Origin of the sequence: Chelativorans salis (assembly GCF_025336525.1) — a bacterium.
GTDB classification, from domain to species: Bacteria; Pseudomonadota; Alphaproteobacteria; order Rhizobiales; family Rhizobiaceae; genus Chelativorans; species Chelativorans salis.
This window is the reverse complement of the sequence record NZ_JAOCZP010000002.1, coordinates 770,971-789,572: the sequence shown is the minus strand read 5'-3', so window position 1 is coordinate 789,572 and position 18,602 is coordinate 770,971. Positions and strand designations below refer to the sequence as shown.

Genomic DNA, 18,602 nt, shown 5'->3' with positions numbered 1-18,602 from the left:
GACTCGCCGCCTCGTCGTTCATACCTATTCGACATAAGTGAATGCAAGGTGACTTCCATGGGCATTGACGCGAAGACGGACATGAAGGGCGTGGAACTGACCGACGCCGCAGCCAAGCGCATCGCCAAGATCCTTGGCGACGAGCCCGGCAAGATTGGATTGCGCGTGTCCGTTGAGGGCGGCGGCTGCTCGGGGTTTTCCTACAAGTTCGACCTCGCCGACAGCCGCAACGACGACGACGTCGCCATCGAGAAGAACGGCGCCACGGTGCTGATCGACGACCTGTCGCTCGTCTATATGGGCGGTTCGGTCATCGATTTTGTCGATGACCTCATTGGTCAGTCCTTCCAGATCAAGAATCCCAACGCGGTCGCCTCCTGCGGCTGCGGCACCAGCTTCTCCATCTGATAGCAAGCTGACGGACGAAAAAGGGCCCGCAATACGGCCCCTTTTCAATTCTCCTAATCCACCTCTTCAGGTAGGACGAGGTTGAGCACGATCGCCAGGAAAGCGGATGGCAGCAGGCCCGAAGTGAGCAGGATCTGTGCCGTTTTCGGCAGGTGCTGTAGGGCATCGGGCTCCAGCTGAAGGCCGAGACCGACCGACAGCGATACGGCGAAGATCACCATGTTGCGCCGGTTCCACTTGACCGCCGAGAGCATGTTGACGCCGGCCGCGGCTACCATGCCGAACATGACGATGACGCCGCCGCCCAGGACCGTGATCGGCACGGTCGAGATCAGCGCACCGACCTTGGGGATCAGCCCACAGGCGATCAGGAAGATTGCGCCGTAGGTCACAACATGACGGCTCATGACGCCGGTCATGGAGATGAGACCAACGTTCTGGCTGAAGGAGGTGTTGGGAAGCCCGCCGAAAATGCCTGCCACGAACGTGCCGAGGCCATCCGCATAGGTTGCGCCCGAAATCTCCTTCTCCGTCGCCTCGCGGCCGGCGCCGCCCTTGGCGATGCCCGATACATCGCCAACCGTCTCGATCGCCGAGACGACAGCCATGAAGCACATGCCGATCACCGCGGCCGCCGTTATGTCGAAGCCCCATTTGAAGGGAACCGGCACCGCCACCCAGCCGGCATTGCCGACATTGGCGAAGCTCACCATCCCCATGGCGAGCGCTACGATATAGCCGGCGATCAGGCCGAGAAGCACAGCGGCGATGGACCACATGCCCCTGGTGAAGAACTTCAGCAGCAGTGTAACCACGACGACGACCAGAGCGAGGCTCCAATTGGCGAGGCTGCCGTATTCCGGTGTGCCGATCAGCGGCACGCCGCCCGCGGCATACTGGATGCCGACCTTGATCAGCGCCAGGCCGATCATGAGCACGATGAGGCCAGTGACCAGCGGCGGCAATGCGAAGCGCAGCCGCCCGATAAAGGTGCCGAGCAGGAAGTGGAAAACGCCGCCGATGACAACGCCGCCCATCAGCGCGCCCATTGCCGCCACCCCCTGCCCCGCCACGATCGGTATCATGACCGGCAGGAAGGCGAAGCTCGTTCCCTGCACGATCGGCAGGCGGCCGCCAACCGGCCCTATTCCGATCGTCTGGAACAGCGTGGCGATGCCGGCGAACAGCATCGACATCTGGATCATGTAGATAAGGCTGGGAAAGTCGGGCGAGTTCGAGCCGAAACCGAATCCGGCCGCGCCCGCGACGATGATGGCAGGCGTAACGTTGGAGACGAACATCGCAAGCACGTGCTGGATGCCTAGTGGCACAGCCTGCGCAAGCGGCGGCGTATAGTCAGGATTCTTTAGCCTTGCGCGAAGCTCATCCGGGCTTGCGCGCAGGTCGACTGTCGCTTCTGTCATTCTGTTGCACCCCTCTGAAAACCGCCTTCGTTATCTTTTTTGTTGGCGGAAGTGAAAAGATCACGCAGAGTTGCGCATGTCACCACCCTTGGTTTTTTTGAAACAGAAACAAGCTCTGCATGAAGATCGCCACCTGGAACATAAACGGCGTCAAGGCGCGCATCGACAATCTTTTGCACTGGCTGCGGGAGGCGGAGCCGGACATCGTCTGCCTGCAGGAGATCAAGTCCGTCGATGAACAGTTTCCGCGCGAGCCGATAGAATCCCTCGGCTATCATGTCGAAACCAGCGGCCAGAAGGGCTTCAACGGTGTCGCCATCCTATCGAAGCTGCGCTTCGACGAAGTCACCCGTGGCCTTCCGGGCAACGATGCCGACGAGCAAGCTCGCTTCATCGAGGGGGTTTTTTCCACTAAGACCGGCGCCCTTCGTGTAGTCTCGCTCTATCTTCCCAACGGCAACCCTGTCGCCAGCGAGAAATTTGCCTATAAGCTCGGCTGGATGGAGCGGCTCGAAGGCTGGACAAGGGCGCGGCTGGCGTTGGAGGAGCCTTTGGTGCTCGCGGGTGACTACAACATCATCCCCGAACCCGCCGACGCCAAGAACGCCGACGCCTGGCTCGACGACGCGCTCTACCAGCCGGAAAGCCGGCAGGCTTTCCGTAGGCTCACCAATCTCGGCATGACCGACGCGCTGCGCTCCGTCAGTGACCAGCCCGGCGTTTACACCTTCTGGGACTATCAGGCCGGCGCTTGGCAGAAGAACAACGGCATCCGTATCGACCACCTGATGCTGTCGCCTGAGGCAGCGGACCGGCTGTCTTCGACGTCCGTGCAGAAGCACACCCGTGCCTGGGAAAAGCCGTCAGACCACGTACCGGTGGTGGTGGAGCTGGCGGCTTAGAGCAAGGTATGGGTGATGAAGGAAAGCGGCCGCATGCAAGCCTCGATGCGGATGCCAGCCCTCATCGTGAACCCTGGGCTTGCCGAAGGGTCAAACCACGGAGGCTCTGGGCGCAGGGGCCCTACTCCATCCCGTTCGACCGATAATCCTCGGCCAGCGCAATCGCAGTGCGGCGGTCGGATTCGCTAGCCACGGCGAACGCCTCCTCCTGCATGGCTCGGATCCGGGGAACTTCGGCGGGTGCTGCCCGCTCAAGTGCCGCTGTCATCAGCGCCAGCCCGCGCACGGTCTTGCCGCTCTGGAACAGGAGGTTGCCCAAGGTCGCCTGGGCGCCGGCATGGCCCTTCTCGGCGGAGAGCTGCAGCCAGCGCGCGGCCTGCTGAATGTTTTTCGTCCCGCCGTCGCCGGTCAGGAACATCTGGCCGAGCTCGTATTGCGCCGACGCATTGCGGTATGCAGCGGCCGCGCGCATGAAATACTGCTGTGCGGCGGCAGGATTGGCCTCCACCGGAGAGCCGGGAATGCCCGTCTTCAGATACCGGCCGACGGCCACCAGCGCATCCGAGACATAGCTTTCATCACGGCTGCCGGGCCGCACATCCTGCTGGGCGACCTCGGAGAAGAACTTGAAGGCCTCGTAGTCGTTGCGGGCGACACCGTCGCCTTCGGCATACATGCGGGCAAGCTTCCAGCTCGCGCCGACCTGGCCGTTCTCGGCAGCGTAGCGGTAGGCCTCGACCGCTTCTTCCTTCTTGCCGCTCTTGTAGGCGGAGAAGCCGAAGCGAAAGACGTCCCACGGGCTGCGCTCGCGCGGTTGCTGTACCACCACGTTCTCATCCAGCGCGAGCGCGGGGATGACAGTCCCCGGCAGCACCAGTGCGGCGGCGACGAGACCGCCCGTGATTTGCTTAGATATCCGCATAGCAGTGGGTTTCTTTCTCCCCGCCAGGATGGGTCACGGCACCGTGGCGGGCCGAACCGACCGTCTGCGCATATTTCCAGATCGCGCCGGACTGATAGTCCGTCTCGCGGGGCGTCCAGCCCCTCAGGCGCTCGGCGAGCTCTTCCTCGCTGAGTGCCACATCAATCGTGCCTTCCACCGCATCGATGGTGATGACGTCGCCGTCACGCAGAAGGCCTATAGGCCCGCCGATGGCGGCCTCCGGCCCCACATGGCCGATGCAGAAGCCACGCGTGGCGCCGGAGAAGCGCCCATCGGTGATCAGCGCCACCTTGTCGCCCATGCCCTGGCCATAGAGGGCGGCGGTGGTGGCCAGCATCTCGCGCATACCGGGGCCGCCCTTGGGGCCCTCGTAGCGGATCACCAGCACCTCGCCTTCCTTGTAGCGGCGCTCGTTGACGGCGGCGAAGCATTCCTCTTCCGAATCGAAGCAGCGCGCCGGACCGGAGAACCTGAGGTTCTTCATACCCGCGACCTTCACGATGGCTCCCTCAGGCGCCAGGTTGCCTTTCAAGCCGACAACGCCGCCGGTGGGGCTGATGGGCGCGTTCGCGGGGCGCACCACGTCCTGCGCGTCGTTCCACTGAACGCGCTCCATGTTTTCGGCTACCGTGCGGCCTGTCACCGTCATGCAGTCGCCGTGCAGGTAGCCATGCTCCAGCAGCGTCTTCATCAGAAGCGGAATGCCGCCAGCCTCGAACATATCCTTGGCGACATATTTGCCGCCCGGTTTCAGGTCGGCGATGTATGGGGTCTTCTTGAAGATCTCCGCCACGTCGAAGAGATCGAACTCGATGCCCACCTCATGGGCGATGGCCGGCAGGTGCAGCGCCCCGTTGGTCGAGCCGCCGGAGGCGGCAACCACGGCGGCCGCATTCTCCAGCGCCTTGCGGGTGACGATGTCGCGCGGGCGGATTTGCTTCGCGATCAGCTCCATCACCTTCTCGCCCGAGGCGTAGTTGAAGCGGTCGCGCATCTCATAAGGCGCCGGCGCACCGCAGGAATAGGGCAACGCCAAGCCGATGGCTTCGGCCACGGTCGCCATGGTGTTGGCGGTGAACTGCGCCCCGCAGGAGCCGGCGGACGGACATGCCGCCTGCTCGATCTCCATCAGGTCGTCATCGGAGATCGAGCCGACAGAATGCTGGCCGACGGCCTCGAAGACGTCCTGCACGGTGATCTGCCGGCCGCGATAGGAGCCGGGCAGGATGGAGCCGCCATAGATGAAGACCGACGGCACGTTGAGGCGTACCATGGCCATCATCATGCCCGGCAGCGATTTATCGCATCCGGCAAGCCCCACCAAGGCGTCGTAGCAATGACCGCGCATGGTCAGTTCGACGGAATCGGCAATCACCTCGCGCGAAACCAGCGAGGCCTTCATGCCCTGGTGGCCCATGGCGATGCCGTCGGTGACGGTGATGGTGGTGAACTCGCGCGGCGTCCCATGCGCGGCGGCCACGCCCTTCTTGACCACCTGCGCCTGGCGCATCAGCGAGATGTTGCACGGCGCGGCCTCGTTCCAGCAGGTGGCGACGCCGACGAGCGGCTGTGCGATCTCCTCCGGCGAAAGGCCCATGGCATAGAGGTAGGACCGATGAGGCGCGCGCGCCGGACCGACGGTCACGTGGCGGCTGGGAAGTTTTTCCTTTGAAATCGCTCGAGCGTCCATAATCACCTTCGCCGCAGCTTTGCGGCTTCTCCTGACACGCATTTTCGTTGCGGCGCCATCCGAGAGATCATTTCGGTGCGCCCGGTTTATGGCGGGAAGTTGACATACCGTCCCCGCACAGTTCTAGCGCATAGCATCTTGAGAAAGTGTTGCTGATCCGCCACATTTCGGTGACGGACCGGCAAAATAGGACGCGGGGCTAACGCTCCGTCTCGGAGCTCTCCTCGCGATGCAGAATGGAGGCCAGCACCGATCCGCCGATAATGAGCGCGGTGACTCCGAGCGCCACCAACGAGGGAATATCGATATACTGGGCAAGTAGCATCTTCAGGCCGATGAAGACGAGAACCAACGACAGCCCGGTCTTCAGGTGGCGGAAGGTGCGCAACATGCCCGACAGCACGAAGAACAGTGCACGCAGACCGAGAATGGCAAAAACGTTGGAGGAAAAGACGATGAAGGCATCGTTGGAAACCGCCAGCACCGCCGGAATGGAGTCTACCGCAAAGATCAGGTCGGTGATCTCGACCGTCACCAGAACGACAAAGAGCGGCGTCATATAGAGAAGGCCGTTACGGCGGGTGAGGAACTTCGATCCCTCATATTCCGGCGTGACGCGGCCGGTGCGCATGAGCAACTTTACGGCGAAGCTCTCGCTGGGGTCGACCATGTCGTCGCCGGACGTCATCATCTTGAAGCCGGAGAAGATGAGAAGCCCGCCCAGCGCCATGGCCACCACGTGGAACTGGTCCACCAGCTTCACACCCGGCACGATCAGCGACAGCCGCATGACGATGGCGCCGACGATGCCGTAGAACAGCACTCGGTACTGGGCTTCCGCCGGCACCTTGAAATAGGTGAAGATGAGCGCGATGACGAAGATGTTGTCGAGGGAAAGCGCCTGCTCGATTAGGTAGCCGGTAAGAAACTCGGCTCCCCGGTCCCCGCCGGCAAAGAAGAACACCCCGGAGGCGAATACCATCGCCATTCCCACATAAGCGCCCACTGTACGGCACGCCTCAGGCGTCGAGATGACGTGATCCCGGCGGTGGAGGATGAACAGGTCGACAAAAAGAACAATGGCGACAAACGCCAGGAAGCCGGGCCACAGCCAATCATGCAATGTCATTTATCGGGGTTGAAGGTTGCGCCGCGTGAGCGCGTTGTCGATCGGTCCGACATCACAGGCAACGCCTTGCCTGCCAGAGGGGCCCGGCCCGGGTGACATACCCCATCTATCTGCGGTAGTTCGGCTTCCGTTTCAAGCCCCTGGGGGAATTTACCCCCGAACCAGCTCCGCCGGCCCCGCAAAGAAAGACCCGGCGCGAGGGCCGGGTCGAGATGCAGATCGAACAGATCTGTCGCGGTATTACCATTTGACGCTGTAGGAGGCCGAGAAGATGCCGGCCCAGCCTGAATCGGCAGAGGCACCGAAAAAACGCGCATCCGGCTGGTCAATATCCGCGGAAGCGAGATAGACCGCACCGGCCCCGAGGCGCAGTTCGCCTCCGAGGTCGTCCTTGAAGCTGGCGGCACCCGCCAACATCCATTTGTCGGACCTCAGGTCGTATCCGGTGGCCACGCCGCGATCCCACTGCAGACTGACAAGGCCGGAGACGCGCTCGTTGAAGGCATGCCCGATGCCGCCTGTCACGGTCCAGCCATCGCGCCAGTAGTAGTCGTTCGGGGCTGACACCGGGGTACCCGGAACATTGACCTGGAGCGTCTCGTTGACGGACCAGTCCATCCACTTGACCGAGCCGAAGGCCAGCCACCCCGGCGCGATGCCCGACTGTACCTTCAGTTCCACGCTTTGCGGCAACTCGCCGGTGCCGGTAGCCGGTAGGGTGGAGCCAGGTGCACCAAGCAAGGGGAACGCCGGTGAAGTGGCCGAGCCCGTTGCGCCGTAGCTTGTGCCGGAGCGGTAAAGAATCTGCGCGCGCAGTGCGATGTCCGGAATTTCGTAGGCAACCCCGGCGCGCCAGCCATAGTCTTTGCCTCCGAGGCCGATGCTCAGCGGAGCACCTCCAAGGCCGGGCGGCAGGGCTTCAAGGTCATAGTCGAGGGTCTCGTAAAACCCGCCGCCGAGAATCGCGAGGCGGCCGGGACCCGCCTCGAAGAAGGCGGCGCAGGTGGCCCCGAACTCGTTGAGGGTCAAGTCTTCGGAAAGTTTCCCGCTGACGCCGAAAGGCGCCGCATAGCTGGTGGAGGCGCCGAAAGGCTGAGTGAAGGTGCCGGCGCAGGAGAGATTTTCGGTGATCATGAACTTCACCGCGGCCGACGGAATGACGTAGGTATCCAGATAATCAGTGCCGACGAGCGCCGCCGGGTCGGGACTCCCCACAGGCGCCGAGGTAAACTCATGGCTGGGCACGACTACCGTCGCCCCGGCCCGGAAATTGAAATTCCCGTCCTCGTAGAGGATATCCGTGTCCGCCGTGCCGCGGGAAAATCCGCCCGCCTGGGCACTCGCGGCGATAAGCACGACACCCAAAGCCGAATATCCGAAAAGACTGAAACGCATTACGAGGACCCTCCCTTACCTTTAAGCGCTAGCGTGAATGCAGGATAACAAGGCTGTTATCGCAGACAATTAACTTCGCGCACTTAGCAGCAGGGGAAGCCCCACTTACCTATACGTAAGCCCCGTCTTTTTGCGGATACAGAACGCTGCGGCGACGCAAAAAGTGGCGAGATAATGCCCGCGTTTGCCGCAAATCAGCCTTTTTTCAGCAACAGGCGCCAGCCGCGAAAGCCGCTGTTGCAAAAACGTGACATCCCTCCAAAAAGATGAGCCAAAGACGGAAGGGACAGCTATGCACTACTTCTTTTGGGCTTTCGGGGCGGGCGCGGAGGAGTGGCGCCGGGGCGAATCGCCCGGCCGCGGGCGGGCGCTCAGCCCGCCTCGCGCACGCGCGCCAGGGCCGCTTCGAGCCGCGTCCTGGCCTCGCCGAACTCAGCCAGCTTGTCGCGCTCGGCGGCGACGATCTCCTCCGGCGCATTGGCAACGAACTTGTCATTGCCGAGCTTTTTCTCCAGGCGCTGGACCTCGCCCGCCATCTTGGCGATTTCCTTCTCCAGCCGTGCAACCTCGGCCTTCAGGTCGATGAGGTCGCCGAGCGGCAGGCAGAAGGTCGCCTCGCCCAACACGATCTGCGCCGAACCCTTCGGCGCTTCTCCGGCAAAGCCCACCTCGCCGACACGCGCCAGCCGCCGAATGGCCGGATCGTGGCGGGCGAGACGCGCCCGCGTCGTCTCGTCCGCGCCCACGGCGATCAGCGGCGCCACCGCCGCGGGCGGCACGTTCATCTCCGCGCGCACGGAACGGATGCCGGAGACAAGTTCGACCAGCCAATTGATGTCGGCCGCCGCCTCGTCGTCCTCGAAGTCCGGCTGCGGCCAGCGCGTCAGGGCCAGGAGATCGTCGCGGCCGCCCTCACCCGCCGTCAGTTCCCACAACTCCTCCGTCATGAAGGGCATCATGGGGTGGAGAAGCTTGTAGATATCGTCCAGCACATAGGCCGCGCAGGCGCGCGCCTCGGCTTTGGCCGCCTCATCTTTGCCGGAAAAGACCGGCTTCAGGAGCTCCAGATACCAGTCGCAGAACAGGCTCCAGACGAAACGGTAGGCCGCACCCGCCGCATCATTGAACCGGTAGGAGGTGATGCCGTCAGTAACGCCCCGGGCGGCCTTCGTCAGCTCCGTCAAAATCCAGCGGTTGATTGCCAGCTTGGCATTCTCCGGCCGGAATGTCGCATCGCGTGCCACGCCGTTCATCTGCGCAAAGCGCGTGGCGTTCCACAGCTTGGTGCCGAAGTTGCGGTAGCCGGCCACCCGTGCCGGGTCGAGCTTCACGTCGCGCCCCTGCGCGGCCATGATGGTCAGCGTGAAGCGCAACGCATCGGCGCCATACTCGTCGATCAGTTCGAGCGGGTCGATGACGTTGCCCTTGGACTTCGACATCTTGGCGCCGTGCTTGTCGCGCACCAGCGCGTGGACGTAGACCGTATGGAACGGCTCCTCGTCCATGAAATGCAGACCCATCATCATCATGCGGGCGACCCAGAAGAAGATGATGTCGAAGCCGGTGACGAGAACGGAGGTCGGATAGTAGGTTTTGAGCGCCGGCGCCTTGTCCGGCCAGCCGAGGGTTGAGAAAGGCCATAGGGCCGACGAGAACCAGGTGTCCAGCACATCCTCGTCGCGGGTCAGGATCTCGCCCGGAGCAAAGTTCTCAAGCTTCTCCTCCACCCAGGCCTTCCACGGCCCTTCGAGGGCGATGTAGTGCTGGATGGCCGCTTCCAGCGCCTCCTCTTCGTCCTTCTCGACGAAAACCTGCCCGTCCGGGCCGTACCAGGCAGGAATCCGATGTCCCCACCAGAGCTGACGTGAGATGCACCAGGGCTGGATGTTCTCCATCCAGTCGAAATAGGTTTTCTCCCAGTTTTTCGGGACGAAGACGGTGCGCCCGGCCCGCACCGACTCGATCGCCGGCTTGGCGAGCGTCTTGGCATCGACGTACCACTGGTCTGTGAGAAACGGCTCGATGACCGTAGTTTTCGACTTTTCGTCGTGCGGCACCACGTGGACATGGTCTTCCACCTTGCCGAGCAGTCCGCGCTCCTCCATCATCGCGACGATCAGCTTGCGCGCCTCGAACCGATCAAGCCCGTGCAGTCGCTCCCAAAGGCCCCGCTGTTCCTCGGTGGCTTCGAGGCCTTCGAGGAAGTCGTCGTTCTCCAGGATATCGATGGCCGCCTCGACGGTCATGATGTTGATCGCGCGCAAGCGGTGTCGCTTGCCGACCTCGAAGTCGTTGAAATCGTGCGCCGGCGTGATCTTCACCGCGCCACTGCCCTTCTTCGGGTCGGAATATTCGTCGGCGATGATCGGAATTTTCCGGCCGACGATGGGCAGGATGACGTTCTTGCCGATCAGGTGCTTGTAGCGCTCGTCATCCGGGTTCACCGCAACGGCGGTGTCGCCCAGCATCGTCTCTGGCCGCGTCGTGGCGACAGTGAGATAGGTCCTCTGATCTTCCGGGTCGAAGTCCATGCCCTCGATGGGGTAGCGGAAGTGCCAGAGGTGGCCGATGAGCTCGACCTGTTCCACCTCCAGATCGGAGATGGCCGTGAGAAGCTTAGGGTCCCAATTGACCAGCCGCTTGTCGCGGTAGACGAGCCCCTGCTTATAAAGCGCGACAAAGACTTCAAGAACCGCCTTCGAAAGCCCCTCATCCATGGTGAAGCGCTCTCGGTCCCAGTCGCAGGAAGCGCCGAGGCGCTTCAACTGGTTCATGATGGCGCCGCCAGACTCCTCCTTCCACTTCCAGACCTTCTCGATGAACTTCTCACGGCCAAGCTGGCGCCTGTTGATCTGGCGCTCCATCAGCTGCCGCTCGACCACCATCTGCGTAGCGATGCCGGCATGATCCATGCCTGGCTGCCATAAGACATTCTTGCCGCGCATGCGCTCGAAGCGCACCATGATGTCCTGCAGCGTGTTGTTGAGCGCGTGGCCGATATGCAACGAGCCGGTCACATTGGGCGGCGGGATGACGATCGTAAAGGCTTCCGCGCCCGGTTCGGCCCCGGTGCCGGCGGCGAAGGCGCCCGCCTCTTCCCAGCGTTCAGCGATTTTCTTCTCGACGCCCGCGGCGTCATAGGTCTTTTCGAGCATGAGGAATGTCCGCGCTTGCCGGCGTATCTATCGGTGCCCGGTGTAAAGCCGAAGGGTCTGGGCAAGTCAACCGCGACTGGCGCGGAAGCGCTGGCAATTGATCAAATGATCGAAAGCCCTGCAATCCTGCAACGGGGATAGGCAAAAGGCCTACCGGGATAACGAAGGACGACCCGGCCTACGTCCCGCGGGCCACGCGCTCGATCTCTTCCCGCACCAGTCTTTCCACCAGTTGCGGCAGATTGTTGTCGAGCCATTCCTGCAGCATCGGCCGCAGCATTTCTTCGGCGGCCTCGCCAAGGCTCTTGCGCCGGCTTGCCTCGAAAGCCTCGCTGAGTTCCTCGAAGGCGGCCGTTACCTTGCGGCCGGACGCTTCCGAAAGAATGGCCGGGCGGTTGTCTCCGGAAGACTGAGGTGCAGACGTCGCCGCTTGCGGAGCTGTTTCGCCTATCGGCGATTTCGGCGAGCTCGCCGTATCGAGCGGATGCGGCGCTGCAGCCTTTGGTTCGTCGCCGGTCTTGTCCACCGGCGCGGCATCTGGTTGCCGGCTTTCCGGTTGGAGCCATTCGAAGGCCCGGACGGCTTCGTTCGTTGTTTCCGGTGCCTTCTGTTCCGCAACGGGTTCCGGCTGCGATACAGCGGCCACCTTCAGTTCATCGCGGAAGGCTTCGACTTCGCCGGTGTCGTCCACCTCGGGCTTGGCGTCCTTATGCCCGGATTCGCCATCCTCGATGATGCGCCGGATGGACGCCAGTATCTCTTCCATCGAGGGTTCGCGCTGCGCGCTGCCTGCTTGTGCCATTGCCGATAATTCCGCCACTTTGTCTGCCCCCGCCGATCATCCGACCGCTCTTACGCGGACAGAACGACTTTGCGAATCACCACTCAAGGGTAGCGAAGGCTTGGGCGGGTGAGAATCCCTCAACGCGGATTTACGGTTCTTTCACACAGAAGTTGCCGGGATGGCCGGATCGCGTCAGCGCCCGTCCGGCGTGCGCAGGCCGTACCACTTGTCCTTGACGGCGTTGTAGTGCTCTTCCGGGCGATACGTCGCAACCTGAAGGCCAAGCCGGCTCGGCGAAAGCTGCCCCATGGCCGAGACGATGGCGTAGCTGGCCACCACCACGTTCCGCTGCGCCTCCACGAGATTGATCTGCGCATTGATGAGGTCGGCCTGCTGGTCCAGCACGTCGAGCGTGGTGCGCTGCCCCACGTCGCGCTCCTCGATGACGCCGTTGAGCGCAAGCTGGGCAGCCTCGACGGTTTCCCGGTTGGCCGACACACTCTCGATCGCCGCCTGGTACTCCGTCCAGGCCGCTGTGATGGCCCTGCGCACGGTGTCACGGGTCACGTCCACATTGATGCGCGCCTGGCCAAGCGATTCCTTCGACTGGCGGACCCGCGCGGAATTCTCCCCACCTTGGTAGATAGGCACGGTCAGGCTGAGGCCGATGGAGGCGGAATTGGTGGTTCCATCCTGCGTGGGGCGGGTAGGGCTCGAGTCGGAGTAGCTCGTGCCCACATTGCCCGTCGCGGACAGTTGCGGCAGAAGGCCGCCTTCCCTCGCCTTCACGGCAAACGCCGCCGCATCCACCTGATGCTGCCTGGCAACTATGGCCGGATGCTGCGCAAGAGCCATACCCACCGCCTGCTCAAGACTCGCCGGCATAATCCCCGTCAGCGGGCTCGGCGTCTTCAGCGTGCCCGGCTCCTCGCCCACCAGTTCCCGATAAGTCGCCGCACTCGACGCAGCCTGGGCGCGTGCCGCCGAAAGCTGCGCCAGGGCGGCCTGCCGGCTCGCCTCAGCCTGGGCGACATCGGTACGCGTGCCCTCGCCCACATCGAAGCGAGAGCGCGCCGAACGCACCTGCTCCTCGAGGAATTCGAGGTTGCGGGCTCTGAACGTGGAGATCTGTCGGTCGCGGATGACATCCATGTAAGCGCTCGCCGCGTCGAACAGGGTGTTCAGTTCTTCGTTGCGCAGCGATTCGCTTGCAGCGCGCACCTGAGCCTCCGCCGCACGCACGTTGTTGCGCGTCTGAAAGCCGTCGAAAATCGGTTGCTCCAGGCTGATGCCGAATTCGCCGGTGCGGATTTCCGTGCCGCCGGCGCTCCTCAGTTGCAAGGAACCGGTTGCCGAGATGCGAGGCCGCATGCCCGATTTGGCGATTGCGACATCCTCGTCCGTCACACGAACGCCGGCACGTGCGGCATTAAGACTGGAATTGTTCTGGTAAGCCTTTGCGAGTGCCCCCTCGATGGTCTCGGCGCTGGCCGGAACGGGAGCAAGAACTAAGGCTGAGACAGCAAGAACTGGGAGCAAGCAACGACGAAGAAACGGCACGACCAACCTCACATTGTGCTTCGCACAGGCGCTCTCGTGCCCGTACGGCTTGTTTTCCGGGCCTTTGCGGCCTTAAGCACCCCCCGGGCACGCGGGCAGGCTGCGTGATTCCGGTGTTATAGGCAAGGACGTTACATCATAAGTCCGATCAAATCCGTTGCGTATGCGCAACACGCCGCCTATCAAAAAACAAAGCCTTTCTCCCGCTCAAAGCCCGGCAGCGGCTTCACTGCGGCATTGAACTCCTCTCGCGATGACAATATCCCGTCCTCCTTGAGGAACAGACGGGCCCTTGCCGCATTGCCATAGCCGACCACCGCGACAAGACGGCCGCCCTCGCCCAACTGGTCAAGAATCGCGTCAGGCACGGTTTCCACGGCGCCGCCGATGAAGATCACGTCGTATGGCGCCTCGCTCGGATGCCCCTTCTCCAACGGGCCGGTGACGACTGTAACGTTGACGCAGTCGAGTTCAGCGAGGGTGGAGGCGGCGATCTCGGCCAATGCCGGATCGCACTCCAGAGCCACCACGAAGCTCGAAATCCGGGAGATGACTGCGGTCGAATAGCCGGTCGCGCAACCGATATCGAGAACGAGGTCCGACGGCTTTACGCCGGCAAGCTGCACCAGCCGTCCGAACTGCGCCGGCTCCATGAGATAGCGCGCCGGCTGGCCATCCGTAGCCGCCGAGACTTCCAGATCCTCATCGATATAGGCAAGGCTGCGGCGCCGACCGGGCACGAAAGCCTCGCGAGGAATTTCGCGAACCGCCTCAAGAAGCGGCACGTTGCTCACGTCGCGCGTGCGAAGCTGGCCCTCGATCATCTTGGCGCGCTGCACGGAAAAATCGGCGTTCATCACCCTCGTTCCCGTCTCCGGCGCGCCGAGCGCGCACCCTTTCCCCTCCGAAGGCGCGGCCGCGGCCGCGCCGTCGATGCCAAAAATGGAGGCCTCGCCCGGAATCGAACCGGGGTGCAAGGATTTGCAGTCCTCTGCGTAACCACTCCGCCACGAGGCCATGCCGCTCATGAGCAGCGAGGAGGTTCAATAGGTGGCGCCGAAATTCGCGTCAAGCCGACAGATGTTATTAGTGACGGTTTCCTACGCATCTTCCGAGAGCGCCTTCCCCGCGCTCCATGTAGTATCGGGACGGCACGATGTGAACATGCTAAGCGATCGTCGTAGAGATGGCCGCGGCGCCCTTCAGCCCCGCCTTCCCTTTCGCCGGTGCCACCAGACCTCCAGACGCCGCCGCTGCCGTCTGATCACGGCCAGATCGTAGGAAAGGATGAGCAGGCCCACAGGGACCATCCAAAAACCGAGAACCGGCAGAAAACCGAAAATGCCGAGCAAGACGAGCACGCCGCCGCTCAAGAGCCGTGCCGGGCGGGAACGGGGAATCGGCAGGCGTCGCCCCGCTATGGAGACATGCGGCCGCTTCATCCTGCCAGGATTGTCGTCAGGCTCTTCCGGCGAGATGGTGTGCTGCTGCATGGGCTTTCCGCTGTCCGTTCCATTTACCTCCTCCGGCCCCGCTCCCCTCTTGCTGCGCCTCGGGCGTCCCCCCATATGTTACCGCCGAGCGGCGAATGCGAGGCCGCCTTCAAAAATAGTGAAAAAAGTCGCTGATGGCGCTTTGCAAAAGAGAAAGCTCTTTGCTATAGCCACGCGCCAGAGCACAGGCATTCCCCGGTAGCTCAGCGGTAGAGCAACCGGCTGTTAACCGGTTGGTCGCTGGTTCGAATCCGGCCCGGGGAGCCATTTCTCACTTTTCAGCAGTGAGCGAATGTCACATCCGCTAATAGTTTCATACTACACGCCTGATTATGAACCATATGCGCGCCAGCTGCGCAGGTCTGTAGAGAAGCTTGGGCTTCGGGCTCGAATCGAGGCGCGGCCCTCCACTGGCGAGTGGGTTCAAAACTGCGCTCGCAAGGCACTCTTTATTCAGGAGATGAGAAGGGAAGTTGGGGAGCCAGTTCTGTGGCTCGATGCCGATGCAGTTCTTCGGCGTCCTCTGTATGAGCTGGATGGCTGCGCGGCTGATTTGGCCGTTGTGAAGCGCTCTGGTTGGTCCTTCTCTGGTGGGCAGATATACTTTGGGAGCGGCGACGGCGCAGACCTTATCGTGGACATCTGGTGCCACTACGCCCGCAGATTTCCTCACATCTTTGATCAGGTGACGTTAGGCTACGCCTGGTGGGATGCTGCCCTGCAAAGAGACATTTCAGTCAAGTGGCTGGACACTACTATCATGGACAAGGTTGATCGCCGCTTCCTAAAGCGCGTACGACAGATGTACTTCGGCAAAGCCGCTCTCCTCCACAGACAGGCCAGCAGGACGATAAAGCCGCTGCAGACTGTTCCGGAGTTCACAAACGCCGATCTCCCGGAATGGTGGCGTGAAGCGGCCAAGAGAGACAAGCCGTTCCCGATTGACCCCTCCTTGTTCCCAGCGCTAGGCCTTTCCGGCGTCTAATCTAGCCGAGTAGCCCCTTCCTTGACGCTCATGATCGCGGCCCGGGAAGCCACTCTTTCTTTTACCGACAGTTGAAATCTCGAAATTGCGGTTTGTTATGCCGTCTCGGACGTTTCAACGCCCTTTCCGGCCACCCGAACTGGTGGCACCGGCCTCAGAAACGAAGTCCGCGGCCAGTCGCATCTCCCTCAGCGGGCGCACCTTGGTGATGCACTCGGCATAGACGGGGTGCGCCTTGTAGGCGGCGAGCGCCGCTTCGTCGCGGAACTCGCCATAGACCACCACGTCGACCTCCCCGCCAAGCTGATCAACCTTGCGGTTGATGCCTATCTCGAAGAAATCCGAATGCGGGATCCGCCCCAGCATGCTCAGTTCCTCGGCGATGCGCTCGACGTCCTCGCGCTTTCGGGCACTGAAAAAAACGATGTGGCGAATCACGGGGCGGCCTCCGGCTTTGTCACCCGCAGAAATCGGGCGCCGGAGGGGAGATTGTCAATGTCCCGCGCTGCCGCGCCCTGGCGTTCAGGTCCACAGCTTCCGCCCGCCACTTACAAGGCGATGCGGTAGAGCGCAAAGCCCTCCTGTCCCTCACCCGCCGGCTCGATCGATACCCCTTCCACGTCAGCCGCAAATTGAGCACCCTTCGGACCGGTCTCGAACAGAACCGACGTGTTCTCCAGCGGCGCAAAGCGCCAGTTGGCGTCGGCCGATGGGTTGATGGTGCCTTCTTCGATGATGTAGCGCACGATCACGTCGCGGTTGGTGTCGGGCGCCTCGAAAATCAGCTTGTCCGGCCCGATGCCTGGGAAATTGCCGCCGCCGCCGGCGCGATAGTTATTGGAGGCAACGACAAATTTCTTTTCCGAGTCAATGGGTTCACCGCCAAACATCAAGTCCGTTATACGGTGAGCGTCGGGATTGATCAGCTCCCCGTCCGACGAATAGCGCGATGGCTGGCTGAGATCGATCGCATAGGTCACACCGTCGATCACATCGAAATTGTAGGACGGAAAGTCCGTGTTCAACAGCGGCTGATCCGCCTTGCCCGGCTCGACCTGATTGAAGATGCCGGCCGACCGCTCCAGCCACTCCCTCACATCCGCCCCGGTGACGAGCACCGCCTGAACGGTGTTCGGATAGAGATAGAGGTCGGCCACGTGCTTGATGGCGACGTCGCCCGCCGGCACGTCGGTATAGTAGTCCGGGCCGCCGCGCCCGCCCGCCTTGAAGGGAGCAGCCGCCGAAAGCACGGGGATGTCCTTGTAGTCCGTGTCCTTCAGCATGTCCTTGATGTACCAGATCTGCGCCTGCGATACGATCTGCACCGACGGGTCGTCGGCAACGAGCGCGAAATAGGAATGTAGCGGCGCCGAAGTCTTGCCGACGGGCGTGCGCACATATGCGAGTGTGGCCTCGTGGTCTTCGCGCACCACCTCCTCCACGTCCGCCGTGCTCTCCACGGTCGGCTCGACCGCCCGCTCGACGCGCTCGAAAATGGGGCGCGCCTCGCTGGTGGAGCCGATCACCCGCCAAGCCCTGCCGTCGCGTTCGAGCATCAGGTCGATAAGCCCGAGATGTGAGCCCCAGAAGCCGCCCATTACGGCAGGCTTGCCGCCGATCAGGCCACTGGCATTGTCCACCCCCTCCACGCCGTCGAACTTCGGCCCAGGAAAATCGAGATGGCTGTGACCGGTCACTACCGCGTCGATGCCATCGACGCCGGCCACCAGCAGTGAAGCGTTCTCCAGGTTCTCCTCATACTGCGCCGGTCCGACGCCGGAGTGCGAAAGGGCGATGATGACGTCCGCCCCCTCCTCCTTCATTTGCGGCACCCATGCTTCCGCGGCCTTGACGATGTCACGCGTCATCGCCTTGCCCGTCAGGTGCCGGGAATCCCAGGTCATGATCTGTGGCGGCACGAAGCCGATGAGGCCGACGCGGATGGAATGCTCTTCCCCCGCCCCATCCTTCAGCACCTTGTCGAGGATGATATAGGGTTTCAGGAAAAGCTCGTCGTCGCGCGCGTTGGCGGCAAGCCCGCCCTTGGTCAGGTTGGCGCAGACGAAGGGGAAATTGGCGCCGGCCAGCACCTTGAACATGAAATCGAGCCCGTAATTGAACTCGTGGTTGCCGAGGGTGGAGCAGTCGTAGCCCAGCGTATTCATGGCCTTGATGATCGGGTGGACGTCGCCCTCCTTCATGCCGCGCTCATAGGCAATGTAGTCGCCCATTGGGTTGCCCTGAAGAAAATCACCGTTGTCGATCAGCATCGCGTTGGTCGCCTCGGCGCGGATCTGGTCCATAATCGTCGCGGTGCGGGCCAGCCCCATCGTGTCATTCGGCTTGTCGGCATAGTAGTCGTAAGGGAAGACGTGCACGTGCAGGTCCGTCGTCTCCATGATGCGCAGATGGGCCTGATTCGCCGCCGCGCGCGCCGAGAAGGGGTGGAGAGCGACCAACGCGCCGGCCGCGCCGGCTCCCGCAAGGAAGGAACGGCGGGAAATTTGATGAAACTTTGCGGACATGGAAACCCCCTGGCAGGCTTTGATAGCAAGGAAGAAGTGTTGCGCCGAATACCCGCCCAGTCCAGCAAATTCGAATGACGGCAGCGTGACGGAACGGCCCTTCCAGTCCGGTTGCCCGACCGCTACAGCAGGATTAGTATCCCGCTGGGAAATCGCTCACTGGCAAAAGATGCCGCCCTGTGACAGCGAATGGATGAGGAACGTTGCCG

The 18,602-nt window shown here is 62.5% G+C and carries 15 protein-coding genes and 2 tRNA genes; 4 read left to right on the top strand and 13 right to left on the bottom strand.

What is annotated here, in order from left to right:
• The first annotated feature begins 57 nt into the window (after positions 1 to 57).
• A complete protein-coding gene (gene erpA / locus N5A92_RS09810) occupies positions 58 to 408 on the top strand; it encodes an iron-sulfur cluster insertion protein ErpA (RefSeq protein WP_260902186.1) in 351 nt (116 codons plus the stop codon).
• Positions 409 to 461: 53 nt separating this feature from the next.
• Here the strand turns inward: erpA and N5A92_RS09805 are convergent, their stop codons facing one another.
• Positions 462 to 1,832 carry a uracil-xanthine permease family protein gene (locus tag N5A92_RS09805; RefSeq protein WP_260902185.1) on the bottom strand — a complete coding sequence of 457 codons (1,371 nt, stop codon included), beginning with the start codon at positions 1,830 to 1,832 and terminating at the stop codon, positions 462 to 464.
• 119 nt (positions 1,833 to 1,951) lie between these two features.
• Between N5A92_RS09805 and xth the strand changes: the two genes are divergently transcribed.
• Complete coding sequence (gene xth, locus N5A92_RS09800; protein WP_260902183.1) at positions 1,952 to 2,734, top strand: exodeoxyribonuclease III; 783 nt, start codon at positions 1,952 to 1,954, stop codon at positions 2,732 to 2,734.
• A 121-nt stretch (positions 2,735 to 2,855) separates the two neighbouring features.
• On the opposite strand, the gene N5A92_RS09795 is transcribed toward xth, so the two are convergent.
• The 10 genes from N5A92_RS09795 to N5A92_RS09750 form a co-directional block, all read right to left on the bottom strand.
• Complete coding sequence (locus N5A92_RS09795; protein WP_260902182.1) at positions 2,856 to 3,656, bottom strand: tetratricopeptide repeat protein; 801 nt, start codon at positions 3,654 to 3,656, stop codon at positions 2,856 to 2,858.
• Entirely contained in the window at positions 3,643 to 5,367 is a 1,725-nt protein-coding gene (gene ilvD / locus N5A92_RS09790) for a dihydroxy-acid dehydratase (protein WP_260902181.1), read from the bottom strand. The genes N5A92_RS09795 and ilvD overlap by 14 nt, the downstream gene beginning before the upstream one ends.
• A 199-nt stretch (positions 5,368 to 5,566) precedes the next feature.
• The gene (locus N5A92_RS09785) at positions 5,567 to 6,496 is read right to left on the bottom strand and encodes a TerC family protein (protein WP_260902179.1); all 930 of its coding nucleotides are present in this window, start codon (positions 6,494 to 6,496) and stop codon (positions 5,567 to 5,569) included.
• A gap of 240 nt (positions 6,497 to 6,736) precedes the next feature.
• Positions 6,737 to 7,891 (bottom strand): outer membrane protein transport protein, encoded by a 1,155-nt coding sequence (locus N5A92_RS09780; RefSeq protein ID WP_260902178.1) that lies wholly within the window; start codon positions 7,889 to 7,891, stop codon positions 6,737 to 6,739.
• Between the two features lie 371 nt (positions 7,892 to 8,262).
• Positions 8,263 to 11,046 (bottom strand): valine--tRNA ligase, encoded by a 2,784-nt coding sequence (locus N5A92_RS09775; protein ID WP_260902177.1) that lies wholly within the window; start codon positions 11,044 to 11,046, stop codon positions 8,263 to 8,265.
• 178 nt (positions 11,047 to 11,224) lie between these two features.
• Positions 11,225 to 11,848 carry a DUF2497 domain-containing protein gene (locus tag N5A92_RS09770; RefSeq protein ID WP_260902176.1) on the bottom strand — a complete coding sequence of 208 codons (624 nt, stop codon included), beginning with the start codon at positions 11,846 to 11,848 and terminating at the stop codon, positions 11,225 to 11,227.
• 174 nt (positions 11,849 to 12,022) lie between these two features.
• On the bottom strand, positions 12,023 to 13,390 hold the full coding sequence (locus tag N5A92_RS09765) for a TolC family outer membrane protein (RefSeq protein WP_260902175.1): 1,368 nt from the start codon (positions 13,388 to 13,390) through the stop codon (positions 12,023 to 12,025).
• 182 nt (positions 13,391 to 13,572) lie between these two features.
• Positions 13,573 to 14,247: a protein-L-isoaspartate O-methyltransferase family protein gene (locus N5A92_RS09760; RefSeq protein WP_260902342.1), complete on the bottom strand. Its 675-nt coding sequence runs from the start codon at positions 14,245 to 14,247 to the stop codon at positions 13,573 to 13,575.
• A gap of 86 nt (positions 14,248 to 14,333) precedes the next feature.
• Positions 14,334 to 14,407: transfer RNA gene (locus tag N5A92_RS09755), tRNA-Cys, on the bottom strand.
• A 185-nt stretch (positions 14,408 to 14,592) separates the two neighbouring features.
• Complete coding sequence (locus N5A92_RS09750) at positions 14,593 to 14,832, bottom strand: hypothetical protein (protein ID WP_260902339.1); 240 nt, start codon at positions 14,830 to 14,832, stop codon at positions 14,593 to 14,595.
• A gap of 243 nt (positions 14,833 to 15,075) precedes the next feature.
• Here N5A92_RS09750 and N5A92_RS09745 point away from each other — a divergent pair.
• Both N5A92_RS09745 and N5A92_RS09740 read left to right on the top strand, forming a co-directional pair.
• Positions 15,076 to 15,150: transfer RNA gene (locus N5A92_RS09745), tRNA-Asn, on the top strand.
• Between the two features lie 25 nt (positions 15,151 to 15,175).
• Positions 15,176 to 15,868: a hypothetical protein gene (locus N5A92_RS09740; protein ID WP_260902172.1), complete on the top strand. Its 693-nt coding sequence runs from the start codon at positions 15,176 to 15,178 to the stop codon at positions 15,866 to 15,868.
• A gap of 114 nt (positions 15,869 to 15,982) precedes the next feature.
• Here N5A92_RS09740 and N5A92_RS09735 read toward each other — a convergent pair whose 3' ends face one another.
• A complete protein-coding gene (locus tag N5A92_RS09735; protein WP_260902171.1) occupies positions 15,983 to 16,306 on the bottom strand; it encodes a Dabb family protein in 324 nt (107 codons plus the stop codon).
• Between the two features lie 110 nt (positions 16,307 to 16,416).
• On the bottom strand, positions 16,417 to 18,393 hold the full coding sequence (locus tag N5A92_RS09730) for a bifunctional 2',3'-cyclic-nucleotide 2'-phosphodiesterase/3'-nucleotidase (protein WP_260902170.1): 1,977 nt from the start codon (positions 18,391 to 18,393) through the stop codon (positions 16,417 to 16,419).
• Between the last annotated feature and the right edge of the window lie 209 nt (positions 18,394 to 18,602).

What these genes read in the sequence shown, in the direction of transcription:
- ilvD (WP_260902181.1), bottom strand. Translation starts at nt 5,367, where the DNA reads ATGGACGCTCGAGCGATTTCAAAGGAAAAACTTCCCAGCCGCCACGTG.
- N5A92_RS09750 (WP_260902339.1), bottom strand. Translation starts at nt 14,832, where the DNA reads ATGAAGCGGCCGCATGTCTCCATAGCGGGGCGACGCCTGCCGATTCCC.
- N5A92_RS09795 (WP_260902182.1), bottom strand. Translation starts at nt 3,656, where the DNA reads ATGCGGATATCTAAGCAAATCACGGGCGGTCTCGTCGCCGCCGCACTG.
- N5A92_RS09770 (WP_260902176.1), bottom strand. Translation starts at nt 11,848, where the DNA reads ATGGCACAAGCAGGCAGCGCGCAGCGCGAACCCTCGATGGAAGAGATA.
- erpA (WP_260902186.1), top strand. Translation starts at nt 58, where the DNA reads ATGGGCATTGACGCGAAGACGGACATGAAGGGCGTGGAACTGACCGAC.
- xth (WP_260902183.1), top strand. Translation starts at nt 1,952, where the DNA reads ATGAAGATCGCCACCTGGAACATAAACGGCGTCAAGGCGCGCATCGAC.
- N5A92_RS09780 (WP_260902178.1), bottom strand. Translation starts at nt 7,891, where the DNA reads ATGCGTTTCAGTCTTTTCGGATATTCGGCTTTGGGTGTCGTGCTTATC.
- N5A92_RS09775 (WP_260902177.1), bottom strand. Translation starts at nt 11,046, where the DNA reads ATGCTCGAAAAGACCTATGACGCCGCGGGCGTCGAGAAGAAAATCGCT.
- N5A92_RS09760 (WP_260902342.1), bottom strand. Translation starts at nt 14,247, where the DNA reads ATGAACGCCGATTTTTCCGTGCAGCGCGCCAAGATGATCGAGGGCCAG.
- N5A92_RS09785 (WP_260902179.1), bottom strand. Translation starts at nt 6,496, where the DNA reads ATGACATTGCATGATTGGCTGTGGCCCGGCTTCCTGGCGTTTGTCGCC.
- N5A92_RS09805 (WP_260902185.1), bottom strand. Translation starts at nt 1,832, where the DNA reads ATGACAGAAGCGACAGTCGACCTGCGCGCAAGCCCGGATGAGCTTCGC.
- N5A92_RS09730 (WP_260902170.1), bottom strand. Translation starts at nt 18,393, where the DNA reads ATGTCCGCAAAGTTTCATCAAATTTCCCGCCGTTCCTTCCTTGCGGGA.
- N5A92_RS09740 (WP_260902172.1), top strand. Translation starts at nt 15,176, where the DNA reads ATGTCACATCCGCTAATAGTTTCATACTACACGCCTGATTATGAACCA.